The sequence below is a fragment of the Sulfurimonas sp. NW15 genome, from assembly GCF_051132285.1.
In the GTDB taxonomy this organism is placed as follows: domain Bacteria; phylum Campylobacterota; class Campylobacteria; order Campylobacterales; family Sulfurimonadaceae; genus Sulfurimonas; species Sulfurimonas hydrogeniphila.
Genome location: NZ_CP093237.1, coordinates 864,595 through 878,491, shown reverse-complemented (window position 1 = coordinate 878,491; position 13,897 = coordinate 864,595). Strand labels below are relative to the sequence as shown.

Below are 13,897 nucleotides of genomic sequence, written 5' to 3'. Positions count from 1 at the left end.
GTAATAAAACCAGCCTAAAGCCCGCACTGAAGTACGGGTTCCGAAAAAAGCACAGACTCACCCGGAATCGGTACTTTTAATACCACTCTCAGCCCGCAGTGAAGTACGGGTTCCAAAAAAAAACACAGACTCACCCGGAATCGGTACTTCAGTGCCGACTATTGCTACTTTCTTGCCACTCTCAGCCCGCAGTGAAGTACGGGTTCCGAAAAAAATACAGACTCTCTAGGAATCGGTACTTTAGTGCCGACTGATGGCGACAGCATTACAAAAATGCAAAAACCAGATCAGGAAAAGCCACGACAAGCCCCAGACCTAACAACTGCAAAGCGATAAAAGGGATAATACCTTTGTAAATATCCATCGTTGTAACACTGTTGCCGGCGGCCCCTTTTAAAAAGAAAAGCGAAAGTCCAAACGGCGGTGTTAAAAATGATGCCTGCAGATTCATGGCTATTAACACGCCAAACCAGATGGGATCTATTCCAAAAGCAGCCATAACAGGGACTAAAATAGGTACAATAATGAAACTTATTTCTATAAAATCTATAAAAAATCCGAGTATAAAAATACTCAGCATTGCCACAGCTATAAATACCCAAACATTTCCTATGTCTTGCGAGAAAAATTCCAAAATCAAATCAGTTCCGCCGAGTTCGTTAAAAACAAGACTAAAAGTTGTCGCACCGATTAAAATCATAAAAATCATACCGCTGAGCTTCATCGTCTCAAACAGAGCATATTTTATCATTGCAAACTTAAGTGTTTTGTTATATGCCGATAAAATGACGCCACCGAGTACGCCAAAAGCCGCTGATTCTGTCGGAGAGGCGATACCTGCAAATATACTTCCAAGAACGGCAAACATCAACAAAAGCGGTGGGATAATGGCAGTTACAACATCAGTCAGCGTTGTTTTTTCATCGCTCATCAGTGCCGGGGCATCTTCTTTGTTCATGAAAGCACGAATGAGAATATAGGCTATATAGAGTGAAACAAGTGTCAGTCCCGGCAAAACCGCACCTTTGAACAAATCACCGACACTGACGCTCATCACATCTCCCAGCACGATAAGAATAATCGAAGGTGGTATAATCTGTCCAAGCGTTCCGCTTGCCGCTATAGTTCCGGATGCCAGGCTTTTATTGTACCCGGCACTGAGCATCAAAGGCAGAGCGATCACGCTCATCATCACCACAGAAGCCGAAACTATTCCCGTAGAAGCAGCCAAAATCGCACCCACAAGAACAACACTTACACCCAAACCGCCGCGAACACTTTTAAAAAGCGCACTCATCGAAATCAGCAGCTTTTCCGCCATACCTGACTTTTCGAGAATCAGTCCCATCATAATAAAAAGCGGCACTGCCATAAGCGTAGTATTGCTCATAATGCCGTAAATTCTAAAAGGCAGTATATTAAAAACATCAAATCCCAAAGAAGGAATGAAAAAGGCAAAAAACATTGCCACACCGCCAAAGGCAAAGGCAACAGGGATTCCCCAAAGTAAAAGTGCAAGCGCCACACCAAACATTACAAATGCCATTAGAGTGATTTCCATTTTTCAATGTCGCTTACAAGCTCTTTGAGTGCCTGCAACACCAAAAGAACAAAAGCAAACGGCATCAAAGATTTGACAATCCAACGGTATTGCAAACCGCCCGGATCTGAAGAGGCTTCATGCTGCACAAAGCTCATCTCCACAAATCCTATTCCTATATAAATAATCAAAATTGAAAGAGGGAGTACAAAAAAGAGAACCGAGACAATATTAATGAGGGCCTGTGTCTTTGGCGAAAATTTTTCATAAAAAATATCAACACGGACATGGGCATTATGACGCAGAGCAAAGGCAATACTGAGTAAAATAACCACATCAAAAAAATGCCACTCCAACTCCTGCAGTGCCGTAGAACCGTGAGAAAAAAGATAGCGGCTTGTTGCATCAAATACAACCAAAACAACCAGTAATGCCAGAATCACTGCAGTCAAATAAGATATATACTTCATAAATTTATCGACAGCATTTAACATACAAAAATCCTATATAAAATTCGGTGCATCATTGGCAAAGAGTATGATGTCGCCTGATTTTGTCTGACTGGCCAAAATGTCAACCATTGATGCTTTGTCTTTGAGTATTATTTTGTTCTTTACATGTAAATGCCTGTCAAAAAGATCTGCATTTAAGGAGCCGGTAACAATCACTATGTCAAAGACTTTGTTGATTGCTTCAATCAGCTGCAGATTCAATTCATCCGTACTTTCAACAAGTCCCGGTGTAACGATGACTTTTCTGCCCTCATGCAGTGAACACAAACGTATACCTTCAAGCATACCGTCAATATTTCCGTTATATCCGTCATCCAAAATGATTTTTCCACCGGCTTTTATGAGTTGGAGTCTATGCTCAACCGGTTCGAGATTTTTGACAGCCTCAACTATCTCTTCATCACTCATTCCAAAACTTTTTGCTATTCTTACCGCTACGGCAATATTCATCGTCTGAAAAGCACCCAGAATATCTGTATGCAGTTGTAAAGTTCTCCCATCTGATTCAAGTTCAAAATCAGTACCTTCGAGCGTTGCCTGTACGTTTTTTATCTCATCACCGAAAAAAGTCACCTTTTCATGCGGTTCATCTGTCACAGAGGTATGAATAAATGCCTGCTCCAACCTTGGTGATTTAATAATTTCGAGTTTTGTAGCGATAATATTTTTCAAAGATTTAAAATACTCTATATGTGCCTCACCCACACGCCCGACCACAACTCTCTGTGGTTCCAGAAAAGTCGTAATTTCATAAATATCTCCGCGCTCTCTTGCGCCTGCCTCACATACATATATCTGTGTATCTTCAGGAAGATTATTGTTTATATCCGCAACAATTCCGCCTAAAGTGTTTACACTTCTTGGTGTTGCATAGACATTAAATTTATACGAGAGAATCTTGGCTGTAAAGTTTTTAATGCTTGTCTTGCCGTAACTACCGGTAATGCAGACAATCTCTAAATCCTTCATAGATTGCAGTTTTTTCTTCGCCTCTTTCATGTAGACTTTGAAAAGAAACTTCTCTATTATATAACTGCCGATATAGGCAAGTGCCAAAGGCATAAAAACACCGTATGTTGCACAGCCCTCTTTAAGCGTACACAGTACATCCTGAAACAGTGTCAGAGAAACCAAAAGAATCAAAAATCTTTTGACACGCCATGTCAGAACCAGCTTTTTATCAAGCTTTTTATACCAGATAATAATACTCGGGACAAAAGCAAATATAAAAAATATAATAAAGAACTTCCCTGTTGTGTAATAGGCGATAAAAGGAATAATAAAATACAAAATATGCCAATGCGGTTTGTGGTGTCTGAAAATCACTCTCTCAATTTTATAATCATACCACTGCAGGTTTGTAATAAGGTACCAGCCTAAAAGTGTGACAAAAAGAACATTGGTTACAAAGGCCAGCAGTGTTTCATACTCTTGCATTGCATACTCCCTTTTAGTGTTGCATTGTTTCTAAAAACGCAGTTTGAATTTTTAAAGAAATATCCTCTGCATTTTTCATAAAAAAATAATGATCGCCATTATATACTTCCAAAGCAGAATCATTGATAAGCTCTTGGATTTTTCTTCCCGAATCAAGTGGTGTGGCACTGTCCTCTTTACCCCAAAAAAGCAATGCTTTTTCTTCAAATCTTGAAAATTCATCACTAAAATCTTCATTGACCACATTTTTAAAAGTCTGATACATGTATTCGCTGAGTTGCCTGGCATCATCTGCCACAAAGAGCGAACGGAATTTGGATAAACCAAGAACTTTCAATGTCTTAAAAAGTGCTATTTTTGCCTGTACTTTAAAAGGCTTTGGTATATAAATACCGGCACTTGCAACCAAAACAAGCAGTTTCGGCTCCAGCAACAAAGCAACTTTTCCGCCAAAAGAGTGCCCCATTACAATATCTTTTGAAGCATTCATATGAATCATCAGTAATTCTACAATTCTTGCTACATCAGCAGTTGTTAAAGCATCATTACATGTAGAATTGCCAAAACCCGGCAAATCTATATAGATGTGGCGAAAAGTGTCCATATAGGGAGAAAATGTCTGTTTCATCAGATTTTTATTGCTTCCCCAGCCATGTAAGACTATCAGGTCTATCTTGGCATGAGGATTCACTATTTCATAACTAATGTCAAAAGTATGCTGCTTATACTGTATTGACTTTACCGCCATCTATTTGCCTTTGGCCTGAGAAATAGAGTGAATATAATCATAAGTCACTTTTGGACGTTTTGAATGGGGTAAAGAGGAGGCAAGTTCTTCAAGAGAGGCTGCAAAATCTTCAAAAAGATAATTTGCCATAGAACCCGGAATAGGATTGATTTCATTGAGCAGTACTTCATCATTGAAAACAAAAAAGTCACAGCGTATCAAAGCACCTTCAAACAAACCACGATAGACTTTTTCAAAATTTGTTTTCAGACGCAGTGCCAACTCTTCACTGACATCCGCCTGAAGCACCTGTTCACTTCTTGAAAAATCCATATACTTTTTCTCAAAATCTAAAAATTCTTCTTTTTTCGGTTCTTCGACAATGGAGTAATGCATCATCCCGTTTGCGTAATATCCTGCCAGATTATACTCTTTGACACCCTCTAAAAACGGCTCTACAATGAGTGTGTCATCAAATTCAAAAGCAACATCGAGTGCATAATCAAGTTCACTTTCATCTTTGACTACACTTACCCCGATTGAGCTGCCAAGAGAAGCAGGTTTGACTATAAAAGGATACGGTATCGTTATATTGCAATGTTCATTTTTATGAATAACTTCATATTTGACATACTTGACACCTGTGGCTTCACACAAATATTTTGTATAACGCTTGTCATAAGAGAATGTACAGGCATCCACACGCGGACCGATATATTTTACAGAGTAAAAATCAAACAGTGCGGCTATTGTCCCGTCTTCTCCATCCGCCCCGTGAATTAAATTTAACACGATACTGTTGTATTGACTCTTTGAAAACATGCTTTTTTGGACAAAAGAGCCCTGTGCGAGTGTGAGGAGAGGCATCTTTTTATAGGCACCTTTTGAAAAAGTGACTGCTTTCATTTTTGCAGGTTCTATGAGATAAAAAGTATGATCACTGTCACAAAATACAAATGTCAAATCAAAACCTGCTAATTTCTCTTTTAATGTTATGGCACTGACAATGCTTATTTCATGCTCGAAACTTGCACCGCCAAATAAAATTGTTAATTTCAATAGATATTTCCTTTTAAATTGTTTGGAGTTGTTTAAGGGCACCTTTTACAAGTGAAGCGGTATCGTCTCCCTCACATGCGCTCAATGCCTTTGCTATTTTATCTTTTTTAAAGCCTAAAGCTTCCAGTGCTTCACTGGCTTCGTTAAATGCCTGTGAGGCCTGCGGTGTTGCATTGTCACCGAGTATTTCAGCATCAAAACCGTTAAGTTCCACTAAAATTCGCCCGGCACTTTTAGGCCCTATTCCGGGTACTTTTTTGACACCGTTCACATCTTTGTTATTTATAATCGCAGCAAACTGCGAAGGTGTATAGGTAGAACAGATTGCCATAGCAACCTTGGGACCGACGCCGTTGATTTTGATCAAACGGGAAAACATTTTTTTCTCTGCCATATCCATAAAACCAAAAAGCAGCTGTGCATCTTCGCGAATGATGTGTGTTGCAAACAAAGAAACATTTTCTTTTGGCAAAGCAGAAAATGTGTGCAAAGAGATAAAAACCTCATATACAATTCCCTGTACGTTTACATGTACATATTTTGGTTCTTTATATTCAATTTTTCCGTGTAAGCCTACTATCATATTTATTTCATTTCCTCTTCATTTATAGGACGTATGGCATATTCGCCTTCGTCCAGTTCAACGAGTCCAAAAACCTGTTCACGGGAACCTTCCATAGGTTTATAAACCAGTTCCATAGGAGGGTCAACCAGTTTAAATCTAATTTCGTTGTACCCTATCCACCTGTCTCTGTTTATAATCCTTGCATCAAAAATATTTTCTTGAAAAGAAGAAGTTTTTGTTGTTAAAAGGTTTAACGCATCCTGTGTCACTGAAACTTCGGTCTTTAAATTCTTTACATTTTCCTGCATGACCTGAAACTGTTTGTATTTTTTTACAAAAGAAGCAGGCATTTTCACTCCGTTTTTTTTGTAATGCAAAAGTCTTTTTTTAATTTCTATAAAAGCCGGTGTTGCTTCTTTGAGCAAATGCATCTGTTTTTTTAATTCTTCTCGTAATTCTTTGAGCTGCAGCTCCAGTTTTTCTATTTTTTGCTGATTCTCGTCCAGGCTTTCTTTGGCTTCTTTTTGCAACAAAGGATCAATCGTAAAAATGTTTTCACTGCCCTGAAGTTTTTGAATTTCAATGCGTTTTGTTGCAATTGCTTTGACATGAGAAGTACAAATTTCTATATCTATTTCCCGGCCTCGAATTATACCACCTAAAGCTTGTGCAACCTTTACCTGCTCACCGTCAATTTCACCATGCTCGAGTCTCGTAACCCGGATATTTTTCCCATAGGCTTTCCCCTTATGGACATTTATTTCCAAGTTGTCTGCTTTGATAACAGCAGTTTTATGCGTTTGTCCGTTTACAGTAGCCTCTTTTGCTATAACTTTTGCATTGGAGCCGACATTTCCTTCAATTTTTATTTTACTTACCTCAACAGTCATACCTGTTCCAACAGCATCTTTGACGGCATCTGTCTCTTTTACAGACATCTCCACATCAGAGTCCACACCGCTTTTGATAGATCCTGTCGTTTTGAAACTGACTTCTCTTACATCAACGTCATTTTTTATCACATAAGTATCGTTTTCAAAAGCAATATAGCCATTTTCATTGGCAATATATTTTATTGATTTTTCATCTTCAACGACTCGTATCGTACTGTCAACTTTAAAAGTCGGTTCATGTTTGACGACAGGCTCGGCAGGTTTTATATATTCGCCACGACAGTTACGCCCGGGTTTTCCGGGTTTTGGTTTGATATACTCTATAAGCACTTCATCTTTTTTGACACTTTGTATAAACCCTCTTAACGCATAATCAATTCTCTCGTTTTCATCAAGCTCTTTATTTTTTTCAAAATAGAGTATCAAAGCATCATTTGTTGTAGGTGTCGGCTCAATCCCTTCTGCTATCAAATGTGTTTCATTTTGCAGAAATTCAAGGTGCTGCGCCACTCTGACTCGTGCAGAGATTTTTGAGACCACATCAGAAAGCATCTCATCAAAAATATGCACAAGAATTCCTGCCCGTATTTTTTTCTTATTTATAAGATCCAAAAAACTGTCTTCGAATCTCGGAGAATACTCAACACTTGATCCCGCTGCAATACTCAGATACACTTTACACTTTGTAGCATTGGCCCCAACTGCTGTTTTGAAATTTTTACAGAGTTCATCTTCATCCAGCCTTTTGGAAAAAATTTCCACCTCATATGTCTGTTTAATCTGAAAGTCAGGGTTTAAAAAGCTCTCTTCATTGTTGAGTTCACGCAGGGCTTCGGGTGTAACTTCTTCCCATTCACTCTCTTCTTTGTCTTTTTTTATTCTTGTATAAGTCTGAATATCAAGTATGTTAAAATCCAGTAATTCCGGCTTTATATCGTATGATTTTGCAATGTTAAAAATCTCTTTTGCAACATTTTGCGTTCGTACGACAGTCGGACGAACTTTTCTTACTGTTTTAGTCTTTTTATCAGAACCAAATAATGCCATAATGAAATTACCATACTTTTTTTAATTTTTTTTATGAAAGATTTTAACCAAAGATTTGTTAAAATTATGTAAAACTTATATTATATCGACAAAGAAGCCTATGTTTAAAGCAATTTTCACCAACAGTTTTGGAATTCTCATCTCCCGTGTATTGGGATTTTTCAGAGACCTTTTAACCGCATCCGCACTTGGTGCAAACATATACAGCGATATATTTTTCATCGCCTTTAAACTCCCCAATCTTTTTCGCAGAATTTTTGCAGAAGGTGCTTTCAGTCAGGTTTTTATACCTGCGTTTACACGAAGCAGACACAAGGCGCTCTTTAGCATCAATATACTCCTTGTTTTCACTTCTGTCATACTTATACTCACCCTTCTTGTCAATCTCATACCGCAGCTTTTTACAAAAGCAATCGCCACAGGTTTTGATGCGGACACCATTGCCCTCGCCGCTCCCTATGTTGCCATCAATTTTTGGTACCTTCCGCTTATATTTTTTGTTACATTTTTGAGTGCTATGCTGCAGTACAAACACCATTTTGCAACCTCGGCATTTGCAACTGCCCTGCTCAATCTTTCACTCATTGCTGCTTTGTACCTCTCTCATGACAAAAGCCAAAGTGAAATTGTTTACTATTTAAGTTACGGGGTCATTATTGGCGGAGTGTTGCAACTCGGCGTCCATCTGCTGGCCATATACAAACTCGGACTGGCAAAACTGCTTCTTGGCGGCGTGAAGTATTTTGGAGTCAAATCTAAAAATATAAATGAGGATACCAAAAAATTTCGCACAAATTTCTTTCCGGCGGTCTGGGGAAACTCTACCGCACAGGTTTCTGCTTTTTTGGACACTTTTTTAGCCTCGTTTTTAGTCACCGGTTCTATCTCCTATCTTTACTATGCCAACCGCATTTTTCAACTGCCTTTGGCACTTTTTGCCATTGCCGTATCTGTTGCGCTGTTTCCAAGAATCGCACGCTATTTAAAAAACAATGATGAAGCAAAAGCGCTTGCAAATCTGCAAAAGGCTTTCTGGTTTTTGGCATTTCTGCTTACATGCAGTACTCTTGGAGGCATCATCCTTTCTCATGAAATCATCTGGCTTTTGTTTCAAAGAGGTGCCTTTGACGCCCAGGATACCCAAAACACAAGTGCCGTACTGCAAATGTATATGCTCGGACTTTTACCTTTTGGCATACAAAAACTTTTTGTTCTCTGGCTCTATGCAAAAGAGATGCAGGCAAAAGCCGCAAAAATAGCGACTGTTTCTCTTGTCGCCTACATTACTTTTGCCTTGGCTTTTATTGGCCCTTTTGGCGTGGCAGGTTTGGCACTGGCAAGTACCATCGGCGGCTATGTGAGTCTCTTTTTTACCCTCAAAGTTTTTGGGATAAAAAACTTTTTTGCTATACTTCGTTCAAAAAATCTCATCTATCTGGCTGTAAGTTCTGTTGTACTTATCGCATTACTACTCTATTTAAAGGAAATTCTCCGTGCATATATTTGATTCTGTACAAAAAACAAAACGAAAATTCATTCCGCTCAAAGAAGGAAAAGTCACACTCTATGTCTGTGGTCCTACCGTTTATGATGATGCCCACCTCGGACATGCAAAATCAGCACTTGTGTTTGACTTGCTTACGCGTGTTTTGGAGGCAAACGGATATGAAGTCATCTATGCACGCAACATTACCGACATAGATGACAAAATCATCAAAAAAGCGATAGAGCAGAAAAAAGAGATACAAGAGATTACAGACTTTTATACAGAGGCATACCACAAAGAGATGGAAGCTATCGGTGTAAAAAAACCGACCCTGGAGCCAAAAGCAACACAAAACCTTGAAGCGATGGTTGATTTGATACAAAAGCTCATAGACAAAGGACATGCCTACACAACACCTGATGGCGATGTCTATTTTGATACGGCAAGCGACAGTGAGTATCTGACGCTTTCACACCGCAGCCAAAACGAAGAAGACAAGCAGGAGCGGGTCGCGAGTTCTAGCTACAAAAAAAATCATGCCGATTTTGCCCTGTGGAAAAGTGTCAAGGACAACAGTGTTACCTTTTCTTCTCCTTTTGGTGCAGGTCGTCCGGGCTGGCATCTGGAGTGTTCTGCCATGATAGAAAAGCATTTGGCCTACAAAGATACGCCTTTTGCCATAGACATCCACGGAGGCGGAGCTGACCTGCTTTTTCCCCACCATGAAAATGAAGCGGCACAGACACGGTGTGCCACAAAACATGAACTTGCCAACTACTGGATGCATAACGGATTTGTCAATATTGAAGGCGAAAAGATGAGCAAATCACTGGGCAACAGCTTTTTTCTCAAAGATGCCCTCAAAGAGTATGACGGCGAAGTATTGCGGTTTTACCTCTTAAGTACACATTACCGCAGTAATTTTAATTTTAACACGCAGGATCTGGAAGCTTCCAAAAAGCGTCTTGACAAACTCTACAGACTGAAAAAACGTCTTTTTGGTTTGTCTGCGTGTAATGATGAAACACCCTTTAAAAAAGAGCTTTTAAAATCTCTTAATGATGATATGAATGTCTCAACGGCTCTGGCCCTTATTGATGAGATGATAAGTAAAGCCAACGAAACACTCGACACTGCAGGAAAACACAAACTGCTCAAGCGTGAGACTCTGGCAAATTTGGCATACATAGAAGAAATTTTGGGCTTTGGTGTACAAAATCCTTTTGAGTATTTTCAGTTTGGCATAGATGACAATACAAAAGAGAAAATAAATACCCTCATAGAACAAAGAGACAGCGCAAAAAAAGAGAAAGATTTCGCGCTCTCGGACAAGATTCGAGATGAAATTCTTAGCCTTGGTGTTCATCTAATGGATACCCCGCAGGGAACTTTTTGGGAAAAAGTATAAATGACACTCAAAGAACTCCAACAGCACCTTGAGAAAAACGCCCTTACATGTAATGAAGAGTTTAAACGCTTGTTTCATGGTCGTGGCGGACTTTACGAGGAGTGGAAGCATCTTACAGTAGACTCCATTGACACTATTTTGAGTATTGCTTTGTATTTTGAAAAAAAGAATGAGACAGAACTTTTAGAGATGCTCAAAGCCTTTACATGTAACACGCGATATACAACACTTGTAATACAAAGACGATATCTTAAAGATGCACCGAGTGAAGTGATTACAGGAGAAATTCCGCAGGATTTACATGTAACAGAAAACGGCATGCAACTCAAAATCAACCTTCTCTCCAACAAAAACAGCGGTTATTTTCCCGATATGAAGAACGGGCGTGCCTTTGTACGCGAAAATGCCAAAGGCAAACACATTTTAAATCTCTTTTCCTATACCTGTGCATTTAGTGTTGCGGCAAAGCTCGGAGGTGCAAAGAGTATTGTCAATGTCGATATGAGCAAAGGTGCCCTAAAAACAGGAATGGCAAACCATGCTTTAAACAATCTCGACCCAAAAGGTGTGAGCTTTCTCTCATACAACATACTCAAATCATTCTCTTCACTCAAAAGAAAAGGTCCTTACGATATGATTATCATCGACCCGCCGAGCTTTCAAAGAGGCAGTTTTGAAGCGACAAAAGATTATGAAAAACTCATAAAAAAACTGCCGCAGCTTGCAAGCCAGAACTGCATACTTTTGGCATGTCTGAATTCTCCTGAGCTGGAAAGTAACTTCATTATAGAGATGATAGAAAAATTCGCACCGAGTTTTACATTTGAAAAACGACTGGAAAACCTGCCTGAATTCGCAAGTAATGACGAAGAAAAAAGTTTGAAAAATCTTGTTTTTACAAGAGTTGCTGTATAATCAATTATGAAAAAAGAGAACCAAATCAAATATGAACTGATGCGACTGATGGCATTGGATTCTTATGCCTCTTCTGTTTCATTGCTTTTTATAGTTACCGTAGTTGCCGCTCTTTTTTGGCAAGAGACAGCACTGAGGGTTCCGCTTGCTGTTTGGTTGCTCTCTCTTTATACTGTTCTCATACTCAGAAGCTACTATGTAAGACAGTTTTTACAAAATAAAACAAACCTTCAAAAAGCACAAACAATTTTTAATTTTTCCACCATTTTTTCAGCTCTGCTCACCAGTGCAGGTTTTTTGTTTTTATTTACAGTTGCTGATCATGTGCATCAGACATTTATTATAATTATTATTTCCGGAACTTCAGCCGGTGCTGTCATTACACTCTCTTATTTCAAAAAACTGAGTATCAGTTATTTGTTTGTCCTGCTGCTTCCGCTTGTTTACACTCTTTTGGCACATAAATCGAATGCTTTTAATGCACTGAGCTATCTTATCATTTTGTTTTTGGTTATGCTCTCCATTTTTTCGGCAAAATACAATAAAAATATTGTAACAACATTAATAAGCAAATATAAAATTTTAGCAACAAAAAAAGCACTCGAAGTTTCAAAAAACAATTTTGAATCAATTTTCAAAGAACTTCCTATCGGTGTTTTCACCTACAGCAAAGACCTCGTACTGACCCAGGTGAACAAAGCATTTGCAAAAATTATAAAGGTTCCTCAGGAAAAACTTTTCAACCTTGACATGAAAACACTCAAAGACAAATCTATAATAGAACCCCTGCAAAAAGTTTTTAAAAATGAAAAAGCCGTTTATGAGGGTATTTACCATACAACACTCACTGACCTGGATCTGTGGATACGGTTGCATGCAATTCCCATGTATGATGCACAGGGCAATATCATTTCCGGACTGGGCATGGTAGAAGACATCACAACAGAGGTACAGAATCAAAAAAAACTGGAGTACCAGGCTTTTTATGATTCTCTGACCGGTTTAACCAACAGAGCCTCTTTTCGCAACTATTTAGAGCAGTTTATGAAAAAAATTCACCGCTCAAAAGAGTATGGTGCCCTGCTGTTCATTGATCTGGATGACTTTAAGAATATTAATGATTCTATCGGACATGATGTCGGTGATTATGTATTGCAGATATTTGCACAAAGAATCAGAAAAGTTCTCAGAGCAGAAGATATTTTTGCCAGACTCGGAGGGGATGAGTTTGTCATTCTCCTTTCGCAAACTGATGCAAATCTTGCAAAGATGCATGAAACAGCTCTGTACTTATCGGAAAAAATTCATACAACCCTCAAAGAACCGATACACAAAGAAAATGAAACACTCTATATATCACTCAGTATAGGCATAAAAATACTCACACCCGAAGAGCTTGATACTACCACTATACTCAAACATGCAGATATAGCCATGTATGAATCAAAAAAAGGAGGAAAAAACAAAACCTCTTTTTATGACAGTGCAATGAGCAGACAGATACAGGAGCAACTGCTTTTACACAATGAACTCAAAATTGCCATACAGGAAAAACAGTTTGAACTCTACCTGCAGCCTATTGTAGAGACAAAGACAGGTAAAATTGTTTCTGCCGAAGCATTGATACGATGGAATCACCCGACAAAAGGGCTTCTGTTTCCAGATGCTTTTATAGAGTATGCAGAACAGTCCAGCCTTATCATCAACATAGGCAGTTGGGTGATAGAGAACGCTTTTGCAATGTATAAAGAACTCGAAGATACGCTTGAAAATATTGCTGTAAATATCAGCTTGAAACAGTTTTCCCAGGATAATTTTGAAGAACTTTTGCTTGCGAGTGCAAAAAAACACAATGTACATCCTCGCTGTATCAAACTTGAACTTACAGAATCTGTGATGCTGAACAATCTGGAAAAGACCATTGACAAAATGCTCCATATCAAAGCGCACGGATTTGCATTTTCCATGGATGATTTTGGCACAGGCTACTCTTCACTCTCCTATCTGAAAAATCTGCCGTTTGACTATCTCAAAATCGATCAAAGTTTTGTACGGGATATGCTTGAGAATGAAAATGACAAAAAGCTTGTCAAAATTATTATTGATGTGGCAAAACAGTTTGATTTTTCAGTAATAGCCGAAGGGGTAGAAACAGTCGAGCATGCTCACTTTATAGAGGAAAACGGATGTGACTACTATCAAGGCTATTTGATATCCAAACCTGTTCCTTTGGCAGAATTTAAAAAACTCTTCTAAAAGACTTATTATTATGTAAGTTAATAAAATTAATAACTTACATTTATTAATT

The 13,897-nt window shown here is 38.7% G+C and carries 11 protein-coding genes; 4 read left to right on the top strand and 7 right to left on the bottom strand.

Annotation, left to right across the window (positions count from 1 at the left end; genetic code table 11):
* Positions 1-265: 265 nt before the first annotated feature.
* Genes MLC52_RS04440 through MLC52_RS04410 form a run of 7 tightly spaced genes read right to left on the bottom strand, consistent with a single transcriptional unit; the run spans position 266 to position 7,780 of the window.
* On the bottom strand, positions 266-1,546 hold the full coding sequence (locus tag MLC52_RS04440) for a TRAP transporter large permease (protein WP_346388589.1): 1,281 nt from the start codon (positions 1,544-1,546) through the stop codon (positions 266-268).
* Positions 1,546-2,034, bottom strand: coding sequence for a TRAP transporter small permease subunit (locus MLC52_RS04435; protein WP_434581430.1), 489 nt, complete (start codon positions 2,032-2,034; stop codon positions 1,546-1,548). Before MLC52_RS04435 ends, MLC52_RS04440 begins: the two co-directional genes overlap by 1 nt.
* Before the next feature lie 9 nt (positions 2,035-2,043).
* Entirely contained in the window at positions 2,044-3,489 is a 1,446-nt protein-coding gene (locus MLC52_RS04430) for a UDP-N-acetylmuramoyl-tripeptide--D-alanyl-D-alanine ligase (RefSeq protein ID WP_346388587.1), read from the bottom strand.
* A gap of 13 nt (positions 3,490-3,502) precedes the next feature.
* Positions 3,503-4,237 (bottom strand): alpha/beta fold hydrolase, encoded by a 735-nt coding sequence (locus MLC52_RS04425; protein ID WP_434581429.1) that lies wholly within the window; start codon positions 4,235-4,237, stop codon positions 3,503-3,505.
* Positions 4,238-5,275 (bottom strand): D-alanine--D-alanine ligase, encoded by a 1,038-nt coding sequence (locus MLC52_RS04420; RefSeq protein WP_151900646.1) that lies wholly within the window; start codon positions 5,273-5,275, stop codon positions 4,238-4,240.
* A 13-nt stretch (positions 5,276-5,288) separates the two neighbouring features.
* A complete protein-coding gene (gene ruvA / locus MLC52_RS04415; RefSeq protein WP_151900647.1) occupies positions 5,289-5,858 on the bottom strand; it encodes a Holliday junction branch migration protein RuvA in 570 nt (189 codons plus the stop codon).
* Positions 5,859-5,860: 2 nt separating this feature from the next.
* Positions 5,861-7,780: a flagellar assembly protein A gene (locus tag MLC52_RS04410; protein WP_434581428.1), complete on the bottom strand. Its 1,920-nt coding sequence runs from the start codon at positions 7,778-7,780 to the stop codon at positions 5,861-5,863.
* Positions 7,781-7,880: 100 nt separating this feature from the next.
* On the opposite strand from MLC52_RS04410, the gene murJ reads away from it, so the two are divergent.
* The 4 genes from murJ to MLC52_RS04390 are packed head-to-tail and all read left to right on the top strand — an operon-like array spanning position 7,881 to position 13,845.
* A complete protein-coding gene (gene murJ / locus MLC52_RS04405) occupies positions 7,881-9,287 on the top strand; it encodes a murein biosynthesis integral membrane protein MurJ (protein WP_418641247.1) in 1,407 nt (468 codons plus the stop codon).
* On the top strand, positions 9,274-10,674 hold the full coding sequence (gene cysS / locus MLC52_RS04400) for a cysteine--tRNA ligase (RefSeq protein WP_151900650.1): 1,401 nt from the start codon (positions 9,274-9,276) through the stop codon (positions 10,672-10,674). Before murJ ends, cysS begins: the two co-directional genes overlap by 14 nt.
* A complete protein-coding gene (locus MLC52_RS04395) occupies positions 10,675-11,589 on the top strand; it encodes a class I SAM-dependent methyltransferase (RefSeq protein ID WP_434581427.1) in 915 nt (304 codons plus the stop codon).
* Positions 11,590-11,595: 6 nt separating this feature from the next.
* Positions 11,596-13,845 carry an EAL domain-containing protein gene (locus MLC52_RS04390; protein ID WP_434581426.1) on the top strand — a complete coding sequence of 750 codons (2,250 nt, stop codon included), beginning with the start codon at positions 11,596-11,598 and terminating at the stop codon, positions 13,843-13,845.
* The last annotated feature ends 52 nt before the right edge of the window (positions 13,846-13,897 follow it).